Origin of the sequence: Mesorhizobium sp. AA23 (assembly GCF_001672435.1) — a bacterium.
GTDB lineage: Bacteria > Pseudomonadota > Alphaproteobacteria > Rhizobiales > Rhizobiaceae > Mesorhizobium.
This window is the reverse complement of the sequence record NZ_LYTP01000030.1, coordinates 327519-347060: the sequence shown is the minus strand read 5'-3', so window position 1 is coordinate 347060 and position 19542 is coordinate 327519. Positions and strand designations below refer to the sequence as shown.

16 protein-coding genes and 1 other RNA gene are annotated in these 19542 nt (G+C 63.8%); 4 read left to right on the top strand and 13 right to left on the bottom strand.

The features are described 5' to 3' along the window. Positions 1–5 precede the first annotated feature (5 nt). From mraY to mraZ, 7 genes are read right to left on the bottom strand one after another with little or no spacing between them, the layout of a single operon-like run. On the bottom strand, positions 6–1088 hold the full coding sequence (gene mraY / locus A9K66_RS25510; protein ID WP_066990736.1) for a phospho-N-acetylmuramoyl-pentapeptide-transferase: 1083 nt from the start codon (positions 1086–1088) through the stop codon (positions 6–8). Positions 1089–1108: 20 nt separating this feature from the next. Further along, a complete protein-coding gene (locus A9K66_RS25505) occupies positions 1109–2542 on the bottom strand; it encodes a UDP-N-acetylmuramoylalanyl-D-glutamyl-2,6-diaminopimelate--D-alanyl-D-alanine ligase (protein ID WP_067329040.1) in 1434 nt (477 codons plus the stop codon). Beyond that, entirely contained in the window at positions 2539–3993 is a 1455-nt protein-coding gene (locus A9K66_RS25500; RefSeq protein WP_067329039.1) for a UDP-N-acetylmuramoyl-L-alanyl-D-glutamate--2,6-diaminopimelate ligase, read from the bottom strand. Before A9K66_RS25500 ends, A9K66_RS25505 begins: the two co-directional genes overlap by 4 nt. A 54-nt stretch (positions 3994–4047) precedes the next feature. Continuing rightward, the gene (locus A9K66_RS25495) at positions 4048–5772 is read right to left on the bottom strand and encodes a penicillin-binding protein 2 (protein ID WP_067329037.1); all 1725 of its coding nucleotides are present in this window, start codon (positions 5770–5772) and stop codon (positions 4048–4050) included. Further along, positions 5769–6164, bottom strand: a complete 396-nt coding sequence (locus A9K66_RS25490; RefSeq protein WP_067329035.1) for a hypothetical protein — start codon at positions 6162–6164, stop codon at positions 5769–5771. Before A9K66_RS25490 ends, A9K66_RS25495 begins: the two co-directional genes overlap by 4 nt. Before the next feature lie 4 nt (positions 6165–6168). Further along, positions 6169–7185 carry a 16S rRNA (cytosine(1402)-N(4))-methyltransferase RsmH gene (gene rsmH / locus A9K66_RS25485; RefSeq protein WP_067329034.1) on the bottom strand — a complete coding sequence of 339 codons (1017 nt, stop codon included), beginning with the start codon at positions 7183–7185 and terminating at the stop codon, positions 6169–6171. After that, positions 7182–7640: a division/cell wall cluster transcriptional repressor MraZ gene (gene mraZ / locus A9K66_RS25480; RefSeq protein ID WP_067329032.1), complete on the bottom strand. Its 459-nt coding sequence runs from the start codon at positions 7638–7640 to the stop codon at positions 7182–7184. The genes rsmH and mraZ overlap by 4 nt, the downstream gene beginning before the upstream one ends. A 397-nt stretch (positions 7641–8037) precedes the next feature. Between mraZ and A9K66_RS25475 the strand changes: the two genes are divergently transcribed. Continuing rightward, on the top strand, positions 8038–9171 hold the full coding sequence (locus A9K66_RS25475; RefSeq protein WP_067329029.1) for a cystathionine gamma-lyase: 1134 nt from the start codon (positions 8038–8040) through the stop codon (positions 9169–9171). Positions 9172–9176: 5 nt separating this feature from the next. Here A9K66_RS25475 and rnpB read toward each other — a convergent pair. The 5 genes from rnpB to A9K66_RS29880 all read right to left on the bottom strand — a co-directional run bounded on the left by rnpB (position 9177) and on the right by A9K66_RS29880 (position 12346). Then, an RNA gene (gene rnpB, locus A9K66_RS25470) (RNase P RNA component class A) lies at positions 9177–9577 on the bottom strand. A gap of 58 nt (positions 9578–9635) precedes the next feature. After that, complete coding sequence (locus tag A9K66_RS25465) at positions 9636–10343, bottom strand: transglycosylase SLT domain-containing protein (RefSeq protein ID WP_067329027.1); 708 nt, start codon at positions 10341–10343, stop codon at positions 9636–9638. A 185-nt stretch (positions 10344–10528) separates the two neighbouring features. Then, positions 10529–11296: an N-acetylmuramoyl-L-alanine amidase gene (locus tag A9K66_RS25460; protein ID WP_067329024.1), complete on the bottom strand. Its 768-nt coding sequence runs from the start codon at positions 11294–11296 to the stop codon at positions 10529–10531. Beyond that, complete coding sequence (locus A9K66_RS25455; protein ID WP_067329023.1) at positions 11293–12012, bottom strand: DnaJ family molecular chaperone; 720 nt, start codon at positions 12010–12012, stop codon at positions 11293–11295. Before A9K66_RS25455 ends, A9K66_RS25460 begins: the two co-directional genes overlap by 4 nt. A gap of 133 nt (positions 12013–12145) precedes the next feature. Beyond that, a complete protein-coding gene (locus tag A9K66_RS29880) occupies positions 12146–12346 on the bottom strand; it encodes a hypothetical protein (protein ID WP_082954075.1) in 201 nt (66 codons plus the stop codon). A gap of 173 nt (positions 12347–12519) precedes the next feature. Here A9K66_RS29880 and A9K66_RS25445 point away from each other — a divergent pair, with 173 nt between their 5' ends. The 3 genes from A9K66_RS25445 to A9K66_RS25435 all read left to right on the top strand — a co-directional run bounded on the left by A9K66_RS25445 (position 12520) and on the right by A9K66_RS25435 (position 18140). Then, complete coding sequence (locus A9K66_RS25445) at positions 12520–16146, top strand: hydantoinase B/oxoprolinase family protein (protein ID WP_067329019.1); 3627 nt, start codon at positions 12520–12522, stop codon at positions 16144–16146. Between the two features lie 84 nt (positions 16147–16230). Continuing rightward, positions 16231–17478 carry a DUF3419 family protein gene (locus A9K66_RS25440; RefSeq protein ID WP_067329013.1) on the top strand — a complete coding sequence of 416 codons (1248 nt, stop codon included), beginning with the start codon at positions 16231–16233 and terminating at the stop codon, positions 17476–17478. Next, complete coding sequence (locus tag A9K66_RS25435) at positions 17475–18140, top strand: class I SAM-dependent methyltransferase (protein WP_067329011.1); 666 nt, start codon at positions 17475–17477, stop codon at positions 18138–18140. Before A9K66_RS25440 ends, A9K66_RS25435 begins: the two co-directional genes overlap by 4 nt. Before the next feature lie 6 nt (positions 18141–18146). On the opposite strand, the gene A9K66_RS25430 is transcribed toward A9K66_RS25435, so the two are convergent. Continuing rightward, on the bottom strand, positions 18147–19532 hold the full coding sequence (locus A9K66_RS25430; RefSeq protein ID WP_067329156.1) for a serine hydrolase: 1386 nt from the start codon (positions 19530–19532) through the stop codon (positions 18147–18149). Positions 19533–19542: the final 10 nt, after the last annotated feature.

The window sequence follows — 19542 nt, the reverse complement described above, 5'->3', positions numbered from 1 at the left end:
GCATCCTATCTGAGCTTGAGGGTGGAGAGGCCGACCAGCGCCAGGATGACGGCGATGATCCAGAAGCGGATCACCACCTGGCTTTCGGTCCAGCCGAGCTTTTCGAAATGGTGATGGATCGGTGCCATCAGGAAGACGCGCTTGCCGGTCATCTTGAAATAGCCGACCTGGATGATGACCGACAGGATCTCCACCACGAACAGGCCGCCGACAATGACCAGCACGATCTCGTGCTTGGTGGCGACAGCGATGGTGCCGATCAGGCCGCCCATGGCAAGCGAGCCGGTGTCGCCCATGAAGATTGCGGCCGGCGGCGCGTTGAACCACAGGAAGCCGAGGCCGGCGCCGATGACGGCGCCCAGCACGACCGCCAGTTCGCCGGTGCCGGGAACGAAATGGATCTGCAGATACTCGGCGAACACCGCGTTGCCGGAAAGATAGGCGATGACGCCGAACGACGCCGCAGCGATCATGATCGGCACGATCGCCAGCCCGTCCAGACCGTCGGTCAGGTTCACCGCATTGCCGGCGCCGACGATCACGAAGCAGGAGAACGGCACGAAGAACCAGCCGAGATTGATCAGGAATTCCTTGGCGAACGGGAAGGTCAGCGACGACGAGAACGGCGCCTGGCCATTGTGCATGATCACCCAGGCCGCGATGCCGGCGACAACGAATTCGATCGCCAGCCGCGCCTTGCCGGAGAAGCCCAGATGCGACTGTTTCGTCACCTTGAGATAATCGTCGTAGAAACCGATCGAGCCGAAGCCGACGGTGACCAAAAGCACCACCCAGACATAGATGCTGGAGAGGTTTGCCCACAGAAGCGAGGAGCCGATGATGCCGGACAGGATCATCAGCCCGCCCATCGTCGGCGTTCCGGCCTTCTTGAAATGTGTCTGCGGTCCGTCGGCGCGGATCGGCTGCCCCTTGCCCTGGCGAAGCCGCAGCGAATTGATGATGGTCGGTCCGAATATGAAGACGATCAGCGCCGAAGTGATCAGCGCACCGCCGGTGCGAAAGGTGATGTAGCGGAAGACATTGAAGGCCGAGATCTTGTCCGCGAAATCAACGAGTAAAGTGAGCATCGGTCCCCCGGATCCCGACCTCAGGTCGGTTCAATGGTTGCGGCTTCCGCCGGAAATTTGCCGAGCAATGCCTCGACCAGCTTTGAAAAGCCGATGCCTTTCGACGACTTGACCATCACCACGTCGCCCGGCCTGATCGCCGACATGACGACGGGCTTCAGCTCTTCGGCTCCTGGCCGGTACTCGGTTTCGACATCCGAAGGCAAAACCTCGGCCAGTGCCCGCATCTCCGGGCCGCCGAGAAAGACGTTGCGCGTTTCTGTGCCGACAATAAGTTCGGCAAGGGCCGCGTGGAGCTTCGCCGAATGGCTGCCGAGTTCCAGCATGTCGCCAAGCACGGCGATGCGCCTGCCCTCGCCCGATACCGGCGTGGCGTTGAGCAGCGCCATGGCTGCCGCCATCGACGCCGGATTGGCATTGTAGCTCTCGTCGATCAGCGTGATCGGACCGTTCGGATGGCGCAAAATGTGGCGCCGGCCGCGCCCGCGCTCGGCCGAAAGATCGGCGAGCGCCGCCGCGACCTTGTCGAGATCGGCGTCGACCAGTTGCGCGGCGCCAAGCACCGCCAGAACATTCTGCACGATGTGGCGGCCGGGCGCCCCCACACGGGCCGTCACGTCCCTCTTGCCGATCTTGACCGCGATATCGGAGTGATCGGCATAAAGGTCGCAGCCAATAAGACGAAAGGCCGAGCGGGCGTTCTCGCCGAAGCCGAAGACATGCTCGACACCTGCATCCTTGGCCACTTTCCCGAGCAGCTTCCAACGCGGATCGTCGCGATTGAGCAGCGCGGCGCCGCCGGCCTCTATGCCCTCGAAAATCTCGGCCTTGGCCATGGCGATCTCGTCGAGATTCTTGAAGAAGCCGAGATGGGCGGCCGCGATCAGCGTGACGATCGCGACATGCGGCCTCACCATCTTGACCAGCGGCCTTATCTCGCCCGGATGATTCATGCCGATCTCGAAGATCGCGTAGTCGCAGTCTGCGGGCATGCGCGCCAAGGTAAGTGGCACGCCCCAGTGATTGTTAAACGACTGCGCCGAGGCGTGCACCTTGCCGACCGCCGACAGCACATGGCGCAGCGCTTCCTTTGTGGTCGTCTTGCCCGCAGAGCCGGTCACCGCGATGATCTTGGCCCGTGAGCGAGCGCGCGCCGCAATGCCGAGCTTTTCCAGCGCCGCAAGCACATCCTGCACGACGACCATCGGCGCCGTCAGCCGGCCAAGGGACGGCAGCTTGCCCTCGGCCACCACCAGCACCGCAGCGCCCGCCTTCACTGCAGCGGTTGCGAAATCGTGGCCGTCCATCGTCTCGCCCTTGATGGCGAAGAAGGCGTTGCCCGGCTCGAGGCTGCGGCTGTCGATCGAAATGCCGGTGATGCCTTCCGGCAGCGAGCCGATCGGCCTGCCGCCCATGGCCTCGACAAGCGCTTGCGACGTCCACAGCAAGCTCATGCGGCGCGCTCCTGCAGCGCCTCGCGCACTTCCTCATGATCGGAAAAGTGGAAGGTTTCGGTGCCGATCGTCTGGCCTTCCTCATGCCCCTTGCCGGCGACGATCAGCGTATCGCCGGCATGGAGCATGGCGACGGCCTCGTGGATCGCTTTGCGGCGGTCGCCGATCTCGATGGCGCCGGGCGCCGCGGCAAGGATTGCCGCGCGGATGGTTTCGGGGATTTCCGTGCGCGGATTATCGTCGGTGACGATGACGACATCGGCGAGCCGGGTCGCGATCTCGCCCATGATCGGCCGCTTGCCGCGATCGCGGTCGCCGCCGCAGCCGAAGACGACAACGACCCGGCCCGTGGTGAACGGACGAACCGAGGTCAGGACATTTTCCAACGCGTCGGGCTTGTGCGCGTAGTCGACATAGACCGGAGCGCCGGCGGCCGTCGTGCCCACAAGGTCGAGGCGGCCCGGCGCACCTTTGAGTTTCTCCAATGCGGCCAATGCCTTATCAACGGATGTTCCAGTCGAGATGGCGAGGCCGGCCGAAACCAGCGCGTTGGCGATCTGGAAATCACCTGCCAACGGCAGGTCGATCTCGTGAAGCACACCATCGGCCTCCACCTCGGCACGCTGGCGCCGCCGCTCATGCTCGACGCGCTTCAGCGTCAGGAATTCGCCGTGTCGGCCGACGGTCAGAACATTGAGGCCCGCTGCCCGCGCGGCATCAACCGTCGGCTGCGACCAGGGATCGTCGGCGAAGATCACGGCCGGCGCCCCCTTCGGCAGCAGCGTGTCGAACAGACGCAGCTTGGCACGGTGATAATCCTCAACCGTCGGATGGTAATCCATGTGGTCGCGGCCGAGATTGGTAAAGCCGCCGGCGGCCAGTTTGACGCCGTCGAGCCGACGCTGGTCGAGACCATGGCTGGAAGCCTCCATCGAGGCGTGCGTTACCCCTGCCTCCGCCAGTTCCTTGAGCAACTGGTGCAGGGCGACGGGATCGGGCGTGGTCAACGAGCCATATTCGTTGCGGCCAGGCGCCACCACGCCCGTCGTGCCGATCGAAGCGGCGGCAAAACCTGCCTGCTCCCAGATCTGGCGGGTGAAGGCGGCAACGGATGTCTTTCCGCTGGTACCGGTGACGGCGACCATCGTCCGAGGCTGCTTGCCAAAGAAGCGCGCAGCGCTCAGCGCCAATGCCAGACGCGGATCATCGACGGCAAGAACCGGGATCGACAGACCGGAGATGGTATTGCCTTTGGCCGCCACGATTGCGGCAGCGCCGCGGCCGGCGGCATCGGCAGCATAGGTCGAGCCATCAGCCTTGCTGCCGGCGAGCGCGAAAAAAACGACGCCCGGTCTTACCTGGCGGGAATCGGAGGAGAGACCGGTAACCTCCAGATCGGGGGAAGCTGTTCCCTCGACAGGCAGGATACCGGCTAGATTTTTCAGATACATTGAGTCCCGTTCACCGCAACAAAATAGCGCGCAGTTGCCGGCGCGCCCCAAGAATCACTGATAGGAAACCAGCGTTGCACCATTTTCATGGCTGAAATCTGGCTTCACGCCAAGCATCGAAGCCGCACGCCTGACGATGTTGCCTGCCATGATGCCGGCATTCGAGGCGGCGGTGGCGCCCATGCCGGGCTTTTCCGGCTTCGGCTCATCGGCGATGGTCAGCACGATATATTGCGGATCGTCCATCGGAAAGGCGGCGACGAAGGCGTTGAAATTCTTCTCTTTCGAGTAACGACCGTTGACGACCTTTTCCGCCGTGCCCGTCTTGCCGCCGACGCGGTAACCCGGAACCCTGGCGCTCTTGCCCGAGCCTTTCTCGGCGTTGAGTGCGTAGAGATAGCGCATCCCTTCCACCGTTGTGTCCTTGACCACCCTTTTGGCCACCTCCATCGCCTGCTCGGCCGTGCGCGGCAGAAAAGTCGGCTCGATCAAATAGCCACTCATCAATGCGGCGCAGCCGACGGCAGTCTGCAGGGGCGTTGTCGAGACGCCATGGCCGAAGGCGATGGTGATCGAATTGACCTGCTTCCATACTTTCGGTTCGGTCGGGCGCGCCACTTCCGGCAATTCCGTCTGCATCTTTTCGAGCACGCCTAGCCGATGCAGGAACTCGCGATGCCCTTCGATGCCGACAGCCTCGGCTTCTTTGGCCGAGCCGATGTTGGACGAATAGATGAACACTTCGGGCACCGAAAGCACACGGCCTTTGCTGTGGAAGTCATGGATGGTCTGGCGGCCGATCCTGATCGGGCGCGACGCATCGAAGCGACTCTCCAGCGTCACCTTGCCGGAATCGAGCGCCATGCCGGTGGTGAAGCTCTTGAAGGTCGAGCCCATCTCGTAGAGCCCGGCCGACATACGGTTCAGCCGGTCCTTTTCCTGAGCATTGTAGGGATTGTTGGGGTCAAAATCCGGCACCGAGGCCATGGCCAGGACTTCGCCGGTCTTGATATTGAGGACCACCGCGCCGGCCGCGATCGCGTGAAACCGCTCCATGCCGGTCGCCACCTCGTCGCGCACCACATGCTGGACGCGCAGGTCTATCGACAGCTTCACCGGCTTCAGATCCCTAGCCACCGCCAGTCCTGACGCCTGCAGATCGGTCAGGCCCTGGTCATCGATGTACTTCTCCATACCGGAGATGCCCTGATTGTCGATGTTGGTGAGCCCGACAATGTAGGATGACGTTTCGCCGCTCGGATAGAAGCGGCGCTTTTCGGTGCGGAAACCGAGACCCGGGATGCCGAGCGCCATGATGTCGGCCTGCTGCTTCGGCGTCAGCTGCCGCTGCAGCCAGACGAAGCCGGCGCCGCTCTTCAGCTTGTGATAAGTCTGCTCGTAGTCAATCTCGGGAAGTACGGTCGAGAGCTTCTCGATCGCCTCGTCGGCGTCGACGATACGGCGCGGCTCGGCGAACAGCGACGCCGTCTTGATGTCGGTCGCCAGCACCTCGCCGTTGCGGTCGACGATGTCCGGCCGCGATGCAGTGACGCGGCTCTGCGGACCACCCGAATTGTCCGGATTCTGCAGGCCGAGATAGACCAGTCGGCCGGCAATCGTCGAATAGATGGTGAAGAACACCGCCATCGTCATGACGATGCGGGTCTTGGCCTTGCCGCCGGTTGCCTTGCGGGCGGCGTCGACGACGATCGAGCCGTCCTCAGCTGCCTTGCTTCGGCGCTTCAGCAGGTTGCCGATCCCTGGAAGCCTGCTGATCATTGCACGGTGCTCCCGGTCACCACCGGATCCTTGCCGTCCGACGGCCCTTTGCCCGAATTGTCGGCCATGCCGCCGAGCGGCTGCGACGACAGGTCCTCGATATTGAGCGGCTTCATCGGCACGTCGTCGAGCCCGCCGATTTGGTGGGCGTTGAGCGGCTCGAGCCCGAGCTGCGACTTGTAGATTTCGGCAAGCTTCTGCAGCCGCGCCGGCTGGGTGAGCAGGCTCCAGTCCGCCTTGAGAAGATCGATTGTGTCTTCCTCGTAGCGGATCTGCGCCTGCAGCTTCTGCACCGCCGCCAGATGGTCCTCGGCCTCGCGCTTGGTCTTGTAGGTCAATGCCGCCGCCGAGACCATTACGGCGATCAGGACTATATCGCTGGTGCGAAACACGTGCTTACCTCTCCCCCGGCCGCTCGACGGCGGGAAGCTTTGGAAGGCCGAAAATCGAAAAGTCGCCGGCGCGCGCAGGCGCGCCGGTGCGGATTGCCGCGCGCAGCCTCGCCGAGCGCGCCCGCGGATTGCCGGCGATCTCGGCCTCTCCCGGCGTCACCCCGCCGCCGGATTTGCGGAAGGTCGCCAGCCGCGCCGGCGCGTCCGGCATATGACGCGATCCGCTGGCCGCATCGGCGCGATCGGCGATGAAGCGCTTGACGATGCGATCCTCCAGCGAATGAAAGGTCACGACGGCGAGCCTGCCGCCCGGCTTCAGCACCCGCTCGGCGGCGAACAGCGCGCTCGCCAACTCGCCGAGCTCGTCATTGACGAAGATGCGCAGCGCCTGAAAGACGCGGGTGGCGGGATGGATCTTGTCCTTCGGCGCGCGGCCGACATGGGTGGCGATGGCGTCGGCAAGATCGAGCGTGCGCTCGAAGGGCCGCTTCTCGCGCCGGGCCTCGATCATGCGGGCGATGCGGCCGGCATGCCGCTCTTCGCCGAGAAAGCCGAAGATGCGGGCAAGGTCGCCCGCCTTGAAGGTGTTCACGACGTCGGCGGCGCTCAGGCCAGCCTGCGCCATGCGCATGTCGAGCGGTCCGTCAGCGCGAAAGGAAAAGCCGCGCCCGGCCTGGTCGAGCTGCATCGACGAGACGCCGATGTCGAGCACGACGCCGTCGGCGCTTTCGACATGCTTGTCCAGGGTCGAGAACGGCTCCTGAACGAGCTTCAGCCTGCCGCCGGCCTGCTGTTCCAGAGCCTGGCCCGCGGCGATCGCATCCGGATCGCGGTCGATGGCCACGACCGAGGCGCCGCGCTCGAGGATGGCGGTGGTGTAGCCGCCGGCGCCGAACGTGCCGTCGACGATCGTCTCGCCCGCCTTGGGGTCAAGCGCCTCCAGCACTTCGGCAAGGAGGACCGGAATGTGACGGACCAGTCCGCCAACGGCGTGAAGATCATCGCCGTGGCCAGTCATCATTCCGGTCGCTCCCCGGGCTTCGTCCCCTGCCGAAGCTGCAAAAGCCTGGCTCGAGCCTGCGCCCCATAGGCGGCAAGTCGGCCCGGCTCCCAGATCTGGAAGAAATTGCCGCGGCCGACAAAGGCCACCTCGTTCGAGATGCCCGTGTGCTCGCGGATGAAATCGGTCATCGTGATGCGGCCGTCCTGGTCGAGTTTCAGGAACGTCCCGTCGCCATGGCAGAAGAAGGACATATCGTCCGCCGTCTGCAGGAAGGGATCTTCCAGCGCGATCCGCTGCTCGTAGCCGTCGAGCAGATCGAGCCCGCCGACGTCCATCGCCGGAAGGTCGAGGCAGCGTAGCGCATAGAGTTCCGCATAGCCACGTTTCTGCACGACCGAACGGAAATGCGCCGGAACGGATACCCGCCCCTTCGCATCGATCCTGTTCACTGCGTTTGACAGAAATCGGTCCACTACGCCTTACAGCCGCTGTCGCCGCCGCACCCCTGCCCATGTTTTTCTCCGCGCCGCCGCCGCGCATCGCCTCGCGACAAATCGCTTCATTCACCAAGGCGAAAACCGGCAAACGCGCAGCCGCCGCGACTGCCCGATTGGCGTACGCTTCACCCTGACGCGGAACGAAAGCTTGATGAGAATGGGATATCATGGGGTAATATGGGCGTCAACGGGAAGAGGCATCACAAACACGCATGCCACAACCTGAAAGCGCAGGCTTGCGGCACGTCTCGTCTTTATCGTCCATTAAGCCTAACGAAGCGTTTAGAAGGCTCTGGCCCAAAAGGACGCGGCTTGCCGCGAAGGCCCGGCACGCCTAGCGTTCGGACGTCAGTTCAGTGAAGGAATGCGCCCAATGTCCGAAACCGCGAAGTCACGCGCCGCGACACTTGCCCATCTGCGCAGCGGCGATTTCGCCAAGGGCGATCCCATCCCTTTGCCGCTGACAATGGCCTCGATCTTTCATTCGCCGGGCGACGCGACGGGCTTCGATCAATACGGCCGCTTCAGCAATCCGACATGGCACGCGGTCGAGCATGCGCTTGGTCATCTCGAAGATGCGCAGTGCGTCGCCTTTCCGTCGGGCATGGCGGCGATTTCGGCAACGTTCTTTGCGCTGGTCAAATCTGGCGACCGCATCCTCTTGCCCTCGGACGGCTACCACACGACGCGGGCTCTGGCGGAGCGTTTTCTGAAACCGCTCGGCATCGCCTATGACGTGAGGCCGACATCGAGCATGCTCGACGGCGGCTTCGCCGGCTACCGGCTGGTCTTCGTCGAAACCCCCTCGAACCCAAGGCTGGATATCTGCGACATCGCCGCCGTCGCCAAGACCGCCCACGAACAAGGTGCGCTCCTCATCGTCGACAACACGACGATGACGCCCTTCGGCCAGCGCCCGCTCGACCTTGGCGCCGACATCGTGGTCTCGGCCGACACCAAGGCGATCAACGGTCACTCGGATGTGCTGTTCGGCCATGTCGCCAGCCGCGATCCGGATATTATCGCCAAGGTCAGGGACTGGCGAGAAACCGCCGGCGGCATTCCCGGGCCGTTCGAGGCCTGGCTCGTGCATCGCGGCCTTGAAACACTTGAGGTGCGGTACGATCGCATGTGCTCCTCGGCGGAAACGATCGCCCGCCGGCTCAAGGGGCATCGCGCCGTGAGCGGCTTGCGCTTTCCAGGCCTTGAGAGCGACCCCTCGCACAATCTGGCGCGTGCCCAGATGGAGCGCTTCGGCTTTCTCATCTCGTTCGAACTGGCTTCGGAAGAGAAGGCCGAGGATTTCATCAACAACTGCGCGCTGATTGAATCGGCGACCTCGTTTGGTGGCGTCCATACATCGGCCGAGCGGCGATCGAAGCGCGGCGATGCCGTGCCGCCCGGCTTCGTGCGGCTGGCCGTCGGCTGCGAGCCGGTGGAAGAGCTCTGGCAGGCGATCGAGGCGTCTTTGGACGGCTTGGCGGCTGAGCGGCTCGGAGCGCTGTAGAGGAAAATGCCAGCTGGCCTGTAAGCCGGGTTCTGTATGGCCCCCACGCCTTGCGGCGCGGGAACGTGGCGGCCATTCATCTTGGGCGCATGTCGCCATGCGCCTCACGCAACCTACCCGGGCGGTGGGCCGGAAACAGCCCTCGAAGGTTTCCCTTCGCACCGCCCCTATTCGGTCTTGCTCCCGGTGGGGTTTGCCGTGCCGCTTCTGTTGCCAGTCGCGCGGTGGGCTCTTACCCCACCCTTTCACCCTTGCCGCGGCGAATGCCGCGGCGGTTTGCTTTCTGTGGCACTTTCCCTGGGGTCTCCCCCGCCGGCCGTTAACCGGCACCGTGTCTCCATGGAGCCCGGACTTTCCTCACCCGCAGCCTTTCGGCTCTTGCGGGCGCGGCCGCCCGGCCAGCTGGCAAGGGCGTATAAAGGGATTCGCGCCTGAAAACGCAACAAAAAAGGCAACTGTCCCGCTTAGACAGGCGAACCGAGCGCTGCCATCTGCACCTTCACCTTGCTGCAATAGGCGGCCGAAATCGGATTCATCCGCGTCGCCCCATGGCCGGCATTGTATTTGAGGATGGTACCGCAGGTGGTGCCGCCACCTAGCCCCTGCGCCATGGCGAGGTACTTCATGCCGTATTTGATGTTGGTGTCGGGATCGAACAGTCCCTTGACCGAACCGGTATAGCCCATCATCCGGGCCGTCGCCGGCTTGATCTGCATCAGGCCGATCTCGCCGGCGCCGCCGACCATGTTGGGCCGGAAGTTGCTCTCGATCGTAATGACGGCCTTGGCCAGCGACACCGGTACGCCGTAGCTTGCCGCATAGCGGGCGATGATCGCCGAATATCGGCCGTCGCCAGTTGCCGAAGACAAGGCGGGCTTTTCAGGACGGATGGAAGCTGTCGCGGTCAGGTCGATGGTTTGCCTGCTGCGCTTTGCGTAGCGTTTGACTCTTGATTTCGCGGACCGCGCTGCGGCGGCTTTCTGCACCTTCGCCGGGGTAGCTCTCTTGGCCGTCGAAGTCTTGGCGCTTGGCGCAGCCTTGGGCTTTGAGGGGGTCGCAGCAAACCCATTGTCCGCCGCCCGGAGGCTCAGGGGGGCGCTGTTCGCTGGGCTGAAGGCAAAAGTCATCACTCCGGCAGCAACGGCTGCCGCTACAACGGTCAATCTTTGCATGTATTCCTGTTCTGTTAGAACCGCGCGAAGAATTTCACGCGGCGGGGCCAATCCAACACCGGAGCATCTTGGAGGGATAGATGCCCGACAACTTGCGGGAGATGCGTTTGGAGACCGAATTGGCGCCAATAAAGGCGAGGCAATTCACTTTGTATGACAAATTGTAATTTAGCCAGCTTGGCAGGCTATTTGGAAGAGGCTGCCTTTATCGCAGCCAAAAGCCTTTGGAGCGTGCTGATCGTCGAACCGTCCGCCACGCCGTCGACGAGCCGCCGTCGGAAATGCCGCTGAAACGCCGCCACCACGATTTCCGTCTGGCGGTCGAAGACACCCGATATCTCGGCGCTGTAGCCGTACAGCGCCAGCATCGATTGCAGGGCTTCCACGTCAGCACCTGCGTCGCCCGCCCTCAGCGCCGCGCCCGTCCTGATCGGAGCCGCGGGAACCAGATGGCCGACACCGGCGGCAAAGAGCGCCTTCCAGGGAAACTTCTCGCCCGGGTCGACCTTGCGTCCCGGCGCCACATCGGAATGCGCAAGCACCCTCTGCGGTGGAATGGAATGCCGGCCCGCGATCCCCGCGCATAAATCGATCACGGCCTTGACCTGCCGCTTCGGGAAGGTTTTGTAGCCCAGCGAATGCCCGGGGTTGACTATCTCGATGCCGACAGAGCAGGAGTTGATGTCGGTGCACCCGAACCATGAACTCTTGCCGGCATGCCAGGCGCGGTCGCTTTCGCGCACCATTTGCACGATGCGGCCGTCCTCATGCACAAGATAGTGCGAGGATACCTCGCTTGCCGGATCGCACAGCCAGGCCTCGGCCCCGGGCCCCGTCGGCATGCCGGTATAGTGCAGCACGATCATGTCGGGCCTGAGTGTCTCGCGTCGCGGACCGAAATTCGGCGATAGCCTGACCTCGGCACCCGGCTGGTCGGGCAAGAAACCGCTCATACGTGCCTGAGGCCCCGTTCGATCATCTCATAGGCGGCATTGATCGCAGCGACCCTTGTCGTGGCGATCTTGATGAATTCCTGCGGCAGGCCGCGCGCGATCAGCCGGTCGGGATGGTTGTCGGAGATCAGCTTGCGATAACGCTTCCTGACCTCCTCGAATGGCTTCCCGCGTTCGACGCCGAGAACCACATAGGGATCGGCGGCGCCCAGATTGACGTGGCGCGCCAGGATCGCCTGGTAATGCGCCTCATCGATCTGAAAAATCTCGGCGATGCGATGCAGGAATTGCCCTTCCCTCTCGTGAACCAGGCCATCCGCCTTGGCGATGTGGAACAGCCCGTCGAGTATGTCTTCCAGCATCTTGCAATTCGCATGACCGGAACCGCAAAGCTGCGACATGCGCTGGGCGTAGATTTCAAATCCGGCAACATCGCGCTTGGCGAGGTCATAGAGGCGCGCCACATTGCGCGTTTCGCTCGGCGGCACCTCAAAGATTTCCTGGAAGGCGCGCACCTCGTCCTGGGTGACGATGCCGTCGGCCTTCGCCATCTTGGCCGAAAGCGCGATCATCGCCACCGAGAAGGCCACGCGCCGGCGTAGATCCGGGTCGCCCGAGTACATGGTCCGCACGGCCTCGACGACATCGCCGACGCCCGAGGACGCCGACGACGAAACACGAGCGATGAAGTCGCCGAGGCGGTCCCAAATCGACATGCGGCTTCTTAGTGCGAACCGGGCACCGCTATCAAGCCGGGACGATGCCGCAGGTCGATCGACTTTGGGGACAGTCCCGCCAAAAGGAAGGCCGGCACAGGGACCGGCCTTCCTGATTTCAGTGGATGAACTTCTACTGCGCGGGCGCAGCAGGAGGTGTTGCCGGAGCCGGTTCAGCAGGCTTCGAAGGGTCAGGGGTAGCCGGCTTCATTGGCTGTTCGTTGGCCGGCGGGTTGGTGCTCTGCGTGGTGGTGTTGTCGGTGCTGCTGTCGCTGCAAGCCGCGACCCCCAGCAGGGCGAGCGCCGAAACAGACGCCAGAATAAGCTTCTTCATGGTATCTCTCCTTCAGCAAACGCTCACGTTTCGGTGAACGTCGCAGAGGAAATGCAGAAATCTGACCTGGGTTTCGTAACGTTGCGTTTCCATGTGTAACACCAAGCGCATGGTTGCCGGGGCCAAAACGGCGAACTAACAGAACGGGTTGTCGCAGGTAACGGATAAGCAGCATGCAGGACGCCGCAGCCAACAACAAATGGGATTTCTGGATCGACCGGGGCGGGACCTTCACCGACATCATCGGCCGCGATCCGCAAGGCCGACTGCATCCCCGCAAGCTTTTGTCGGAGAACCCTGAGGCCTATGCCGATGCCGCTATCCAGGGCATCCGCGAACTGCTTGGACTGAAAACCGGCGCCGCCATCCCCGCGGAGCGCATCGGCGACATAAAGATGGGCACCACTGTCGCTACCAACGCGCTGCTGGAGCGCAAGGGCGACCGCGTGCTGCTGCTCATCACCAGGGGTTTTCGCGACGCGCTGCGCATCGCCTATCAGGCGCGGCCGGATATTTTCGCCAAGGAGATCATCCTGCCCGAACAGCTCTATGAGCGGGTGGTAGAGATCGACGAGCGCGTGCGCGTGGACGGGTCCGTCGAGCGCCTGCTCGACATCGCCGCCTGCCGCCCGGCCATCGAGCAGGCCAAGGCCGACGGCATCGACGCGGTAGCCATCGTCTTGATGCACGCCTGGAAATATCCCGACCATGAAAAGGCAGTCGCGAAAGTCTGTCGCAAGATCGGCTTCAGCCAGATATCGGTCAGCCACGAGGTCTCGCCGCTCATCAAGCTGGTCGGTCGTGGCGACACCACGGTGGTTGACGCCTATCTGTCGCCGATCCTGTCACGCTACGTGCAAAGGGTGGCGGGAGAATTGGGCGCCGGCCCGCGGCTGATGTTCATGATGTCATCGGGCGGGTTGACCGCCGCCGACATGTTCCAGGGCAAGGATGCGCTGCTTTCCGGCCCGGCCGGCGGCGTCGTCGGCATGGTCGAGACGGCGAAGCTCGCCGGCTTCGACAAGGTCGTCGGCTTCGACATGGGCGGCACCTCGACCGACGTCGCCCATTATGACGGCGAATACGAGCGCGCCTTCGACACTGAAGTCGCCGGCGTTCGCATCCGCGCGCCGATGATGCGTATTCATACGGTCGCGGCCGGCGGTGGCTCGATCCTGCATTACGAGGCCGGTCGCTTCCGCGTCGGCCCGGACTCCGCCGGCGCCAATCCCGGCCCGGCCGCTTATCGACGCGGCGGCCCGCTCGCCGTCACCGACGCCAATGTCATGCTCGGTAAGCTGCAGCCCGACGTCTTCCCGGCGATCTTCGGCCCCGGTCAAGACCAGCCGCTCGACGTCGCCGCCGTGCGCGAAAAATTCGCGGCTTTAGCCGCCGAGATCGGCGATGGACGCTCGCCCGAAGCGGTGGCCGAGGGTTTCGTCACCATCGCCGTCGAGAACATGGCCAACGCCATCAAGAAGATTTCGGTGCAGCGCGGTTACGATGTCACTGAATATCTCTTGAACTGTTTCGGTGGCGCCGGCGGCCAGCATGCCTGCCTCGTCGCCGATGCGCTCGGCATGGAAGCGGTGCTTATCCACCCCTTCTCCGGCTTGCTTTCGGCTTACGGCATCGGGCTGTCGACGGTTTTCGCCTCGCGCCAGCAGGCGTTGCTGAAGCCGCTCGCCGAAGAGTCCCGCTCCTCGATCGAGGACCTGATTGCGACCTTGCACCAGGGCGTCATCGCCGAGCTTGCAGTGCAAGGCATTGCGCAAGACGCCATCGCCTCAAAGCCGGTCCTGCAGATCCGTTATGACGGCACCGACACAACTTTGCCGGTCAACTTCGAGCACGGCTCGATTTTTCGCGCCAGGAGCGATTTCGAGGCCGCCCATCAAGCGCAATTCGGCTTCGTCTACGAAGACAAGCCGATGATCGTCGAGGCAGTCGGCGTCGAAGGCAGCGATGTCGGGACCGCCAGCCGCGACGAAAGTGAATCAGGGCTCGAAGACCAGGTGGGAAGCCCCTGGCAGTCCCGGCAATTCTTCGCCGACGGCGCCTGGCGCGATGCCGGCATCTTCCGTCGCGAGGATTTGAAGCCTGGTCACAAGGTGGCCGGCCCCGCGCTCGTCATCGAGCCGAACCAGACCATCGTCGTCGAGCCGGGCTGGCAGGCCGAGATCACGGCCAGGAACCATGTGCTGCTGCGGCGTATAGAGAAAAAGGCCCGACAGGCGGCGCTCGGCACCAAAGCCGATCCGGTGATGCTCGAGGTCTTCAACAACCTTTTCATGTCGATCGCCGAGCAGATGGGCGTCACGCTGCAGAACACCGCCTATTCCGTCAACATCAAGGAGCGACTGGACTTTTCCTGCGCCGTGTTCGACCGCCATGGCGCGCTGGTCGCCAACGCGCCGCACATGCCGGTGCATCTGGGGTCCATGGACCGCTCCGTCGAAACCGTCATCCGCCTGAATTCGGGCGATATCCATCCCGGCGACGTTTTTGCGCTCAACGCGCCCTACAATGGCGGCACGCATCTGCCCGACATCACCGTGGTGACGCCGGTGTTCGACGACGCACGCAAGGAAATCCTCTTCTGGGCGGCCTCGCGCGGCCACCATGCCGATGTCGGCGGCACGGCGCCCGGCTCGATGACGCCTTTGGCCACCACCGTCGACGAGGAAGGCGTGCTGTTCGACAATTTCCGCATCGTCGATCGCGGCCGCTTCCGCGAGGAGGAGCTCGAGGCGCTCCTCACCGACCATCCCTATCCTGCCCGCAATCCCGCCCAGAACATCGCCGACCTCAAGGCGCAGATCGCCGCCAACGAAAAGGGCGTGGCGGAGTTGCGCAAGATGGTCGCGCATTTTGGCCTCGCTGTCGTCGAGGCCTATATGGGCCATGTTCAGGACAATGCCGCCGAGAGCGTGCGCCGCGTGCTGGAAAGGCTGCCCGACAGTTCCGACTACGAGTATGCCACCGACACCGGCCAGGTGATCAAAGTGAAGATCACCGTCGATCGGCAAAGACGCGACGCGACGGTCGATTTCACCGGCACCTCGAAGGTCATGAAGAACAATTTCAATGCGCCGGAGCCGGTGGCGCGAGCCGCTGTGCTCTATGTCTTCCGCGTCATGGTCGAGGACATGATCCCGATGAACGCCGGATGTCTCAGGCCGATCAACATCGTCATCCCCGACGGTTGCATGCTCAAACCCTCCTACCCTGCCGCCGTCGTCGCCGGCAATGTCGAGACCTCGCAGCATGTCACCAACGCGCTGTTCGGCGCCATGGGCGCGATGGCCAACGCGCAAGGCACAATGAACAATCTCACCTTCGGCAACCGGCAATACCAATATTATGAGACGATCTGCTCCGGCTCGCCGGCCGGCCAAATGAATTCGGGCCGCGGCTTTGCCGGCACCTCCGGCGTCCACACGCATATGACCAATTCGCGACTTACCGATCCCGAAGTGCTGGAACTGCGCTTCCCGGTCGTGCTGGAAGACTTCCACATCCGCGACGGTTCCGGCGGCAAGGGCAAATGGAACGCCGGCAACGGCACCAAACGCACGATCCGCTTCCTCGAAAAAATGGAATGCGCCATCCTCTCCTCACACCGCAACCGCCCGCCGCAGGGTCTGAACGGCGGCGGCGACGGCGAGGCCGGCTCGACCAAGGTCAGACGCAACGACGGCTCGATCGAGGTGCTGAAGGCCTGCGACCAGACCACGCTCGACGCCGGCGAGGCCGTCATCGTCGTCACGCCGACGCCCGGCGGATTCGGCAAGGCCTAAGACTCAGCTTCAGCAGCCTGTCACCCGCCTGTCACAACGCTGCGCTACCCGCTTGCGCCAATGCAAACGGGGAATCAGCTTGCCATGTCGGATGTATCGGGAGAACTCGTTTTTCGACGCGGCAAGGAAGTTGGAAAGGCCGTCTACCAGAACCGCGCCCTGTCGAAGGACGGCATTTCCGAGCGGCTTTTCGCCTTCCTGTTTTCCGGCCTCGTCTATCCCCAGATCTGGGAAGACCCGGATGTCGACATGGACGCCATGCAGCTTGGCGCCGGCCATCGCGTCGTCACAATCGCGTCGGGCGGCTGCAACATTCTGGCTTACCTCACCCGCTCGCCGGCCCGGATCGACGCCGTCGACCTCAACGCCGCGCACATCGCGCTGAACCGCATGAAGCTGGAGGCGGTGCGCCATCTGCCCTCGCAGGGCGATCTGTTCCGCTTCTTCGGCGCAGCCGATACCAGCCACAACTCGGAAGCTTACGACCGCTTCATCGCGCCGCATCTCGACCCGGTCAGCCGTCACTACTGGGAGCGCAGGAACTGGCGCGGCCGCCGCCGCATCGCGGTTTTCGACCGCAACTTCTACCAGACCGGCCTGCTTGGCCTCTTCATCGCCATGGGCCATCGTGTGGCAAAACTGTTCGGTGTCGATCCGGCCGGCATCATGAAGGCCGAGAACATCGGCGAGCAGCGCCGTTTCTTTAACGAGGAGCTGGCGCCGGTCTTCGACAAAAAGCTGCTACGCTGGGCGACATCGCGCAAGGCCTCGCTTTTCGGTCTGGGTATCCCGCCGGCACAGTACGACTCGCTGATCACGTCCGGCGACGGTTCGATGGCGAGCGTCTTGAAGGCGCGGCTGGAGAAGCTCGCCTGCGATTTCCCGCTGAAGAACAACTATTTCGCCTGGCAGGCCTTTGCCCGCCGCTATCCGCAGCCCGGCGAGGCAGCCCTGCCCGCCTATTTGGAACAGCGCAACTACAGGACGATCCGCGCCAACACCGAACGCGTCGCCATCCATCATGCCAACTTGATCAAATTCCTCGCCGGCAAGGATGCGGGCTCGGTCGATCGCTTCGTCCTGCTCGATGCCCAGGACTGGATGACCGACGACCTGCTCAACGATCTGTGGACCGAGATCACCCGCACGGCCTCGGTTGGCGCGCGCGTGATCTTCCGCACCGCGGCCGAGCCCAGCCTGCTGCCGGGCCGCGTCTCCAGTTCCCTGCTCGACCAGTGGCGCTACGAAGCCGAGGCCTCGCGCGAATTCTCGGCCAGGGATCGCTCGGCGATCTATGGCGGCTTCCATCTCTATGTGAAGCGCGCCGCATGAGCACGACGGAGCTGCCGGTCCGCCATGCCGATCTGATGGATGGCGTCTATCGCTGGCAGCGCCATATCTACGACATTACCCGCAAATACTACCTGCTCGGCCGCGACCGGCTGATAGCGGGGCTCGACGTGCCGCAAGGCGGCACCGTGCTCGAGCTCGGCTGCGGTACCGGCCGCAACATCGTTCTTGCCGCCCGGAGCTATCCAGACGCCCGCTTCTTCGGTTTGGATATCTCGGCCGAGATGCTGGAGACGGCAAACGCGGCTATCGCTCGCGAAGGTCTCTCCGACAGGGTCGAACTGGCGCGCGGCGACGCCACGGATTTCGATCCGGCGGCGCTCTTCGGCATCGAGCGCTTCGACCGTGTCTTCATATCCTATTCGTTGTCGATGATCCCCGGCTGGGAGAAGACCGTGTCGGCCGCGCTTGCCGCGCTCGCACCCGGCGGCTCGCTGCATGTCGTCGATTTCGGCCAGCAGGAAGGTCTGCCAAACTGGTTCCGGGCCTTGCTGCGCGGCTGGCTGCGGAAATTCCATGTCACGCCGCGCGCCTCGCTGCGCGACGTCCTTGACTCGGAGTCGAAACGGACCGGCGCAACCTTCCGTTTCAGAACGCTTTATCGCGGCTATGCCTGGCTCGGCGTCATCGGAGCTCGGATGTAGAGAGCCTTACTGGTGTAAAGCTTTCACCAGCGCGGCCACCATCGCCTGCGGCCGATAGCCGAGCTTGGCAGGTGTCAGCCCGAGCCGCACCACCACCAATTGCTCCGACGGAATGATGGCCACCGTCTGGCCGTCATGGCCTTCCATCCAGTAGGTGTCCTTGGGCAGGCCGGCGGCAGCGCCCGCGCCCGGATTCTCCTCATCGCCCGGACCCTCGATCCACACCTGGCCGTTGCCGTAGACCTTCGAGGCCGGCGCCGGCTGCCGCATCCAGTCGACGAATCCGGCGGGCAGGATCTGCGCGCCGTTCCAGACACCGCCCTGCAGCAGGAACTGGCCGAAGCGGGCCCAGTCGTGCGCCGTGGCGTAGAGATAGGACGAGCCGACGAAAGTGCCTCGCTCGTCGGTTTCGAGCACCGCGCTGTGCATGCCGAGCGGCTCGAACAGCGCCGTGCGCGGCCAGGTCAGCGCCTTCGCCTTGTCGCCGATTGCCTCCTGCCACAGCCGCGACAGCATGACGGCCGTGCCGCTCGAATAGGAAAATGCCTTGCCCACCTCGCCGCCGAGCGGCTTGGCCTCGGCAAAGCCCGCCATGTCCGGCTCGAGATAGAGCATGCGCGTCACGTCGGCGACGTCGCCATAATCCTCGTTGAACTCCAGCCCGCTCGACATCGCCATCATGTCGGCAAGGCTGATCGCCGCCCGACCGTCGGCCTTCCACGGCGAGAACAGGCCCTTCTTGTCGAGCGCCATCTTGCCGTCCTTGACCAGCGTGCCGACGATCGCGGCATTCACCGTCTTGGTCATCGACCAGCCGAGCAGCGGCGTCTTGGCCGAAAAACCCTCGCCATAGCGTTCCGCGACGATGCGGCCGTTCTTCACCGCCACGACCGCGCGCATGCCTGTCCCGACCATCGCGGCATCGTCGACGATCTTCGTGACGGCGGGGTTTTGCAGGGCGTCCACCCTTTCGCCCTCCGGCCAGAGCGCATCCTGCGAGGCCACCGCCAAAGGCTCGATATGGACGGAGGTCTGCCGCGCCCTGCCGGTGTCGCCATCCGGAACCGACGCGCAGCCGACCCCGTGGCGCTCTACGGCGACGCTCTTGCCCAGCGTCCAAAGCAGGCCCGCCGAAACAAGGCCCCTTTCCTTGTCGACGGATACCTTCATCAGCTTGAGCAGCGGATGGCCCGGCGCCTGCACGTCGACGGCCAGCACTTCATTCGGGTCGCGGCCGGCGATGAACACGTTGGAGCAGACGATCTTGGCCGCATAGCCCGAGCCGACACGGATCAGTTCGGGCGGCGCAAAGTAGAGCCAGGCGAAGAGCGCGATCACCGCCAGCACAATGAGGCCGAACAGCCATTTGATGAACTTCACGACAGCCCGCATCTTTCCGCCC

Bases quoted from the DNA above. Each gene is read 5' to 3' on its own strand.
- A9K66_RS25460 (WP_067329024.1), bottom strand. From the start codon at position 11,296: ATGAGCGGTTTCTTGCCCGACCAGCCGGGTGCCGAGGTCAGGCTATCG.
- A9K66_RS25435 (WP_067329011.1), top strand. From the start codon at position 17,475: ATGAGCACGACGGAGCTGCCGGTCCGCCATGCCGATCTGATGGATGGC.
- A9K66_RS25505 (WP_067329040.1), bottom strand. From the start codon at position 2,542: ATGAGCTTGCTGTGGACGTCGCAAGCGCTTGTCGAGGCCATGGGCGGC.
- A9K66_RS29880 (WP_082954075.1), bottom strand. From the start codon at position 12,346: ATGAAGAAGCTTATTCTGGCGTCTGTTTCGGCGCTCGCCCTGCTGGGG.
- A9K66_RS25445 (WP_067329019.1), top strand. From the start codon at position 12,520: ATGCAGGACGCCGCAGCCAACAACAAATGGGATTTCTGGATCGACCGG.
- A9K66_RS25430 (WP_067329156.1), bottom strand. From the start codon at position 19,532: ATGCGGGCTGTCGTGAAGTTCATCAAATGGCTGTTCGGCCTCATTGTG.
- A9K66_RS25475 (WP_067329029.1), top strand. From the start codon at position 8,038: ATGTCCGAAACCGCGAAGTCACGCGCCGCGACACTTGCCCATCTGCGC.
- A9K66_RS25495 (WP_067329037.1), bottom strand. From the start codon at position 5,772: ATGATCAGCAGGCTTCCAGGGATCGGCAACCTGCTGAAGCGCCGAAGC.
- A9K66_RS25455 (WP_067329023.1), bottom strand. From the start codon at position 12,012: ATGTCGATTTGGGACCGCCTCGGCGACTTCATCGCTCGTGTTTCGTCG.
- mraY (WP_066990736.1), bottom strand. From the start codon at position 1,088: ATGCTCACTTTACTCGTTGATTTCGCGGACAAGATCTCGGCCTTCAAT.
- rsmH (WP_067329034.1), bottom strand. From the start codon at position 7,185: ATGATGACTGGCCACGGCGATGATCTTCACGCCGTTGGCGGACTGGTC.
- A9K66_RS25500 (WP_067329039.1), bottom strand. From the start codon at position 3,993: ATGTATCTGAAAAATCTAGCCGGTATCCTGCCTGTCGAGGGAACAGCT.
- A9K66_RS25440 (WP_067329013.1), top strand. From the start codon at position 16,231: ATGTCGGATGTATCGGGAGAACTCGTTTTTCGACGCGGCAAGGAAGTT.
- A9K66_RS25465 (WP_067329027.1), bottom strand. From the start codon at position 10,343: ATGCAAAGATTGACCGTTGTAGCGGCAGCCGTTGCTGCCGGAGTGATG.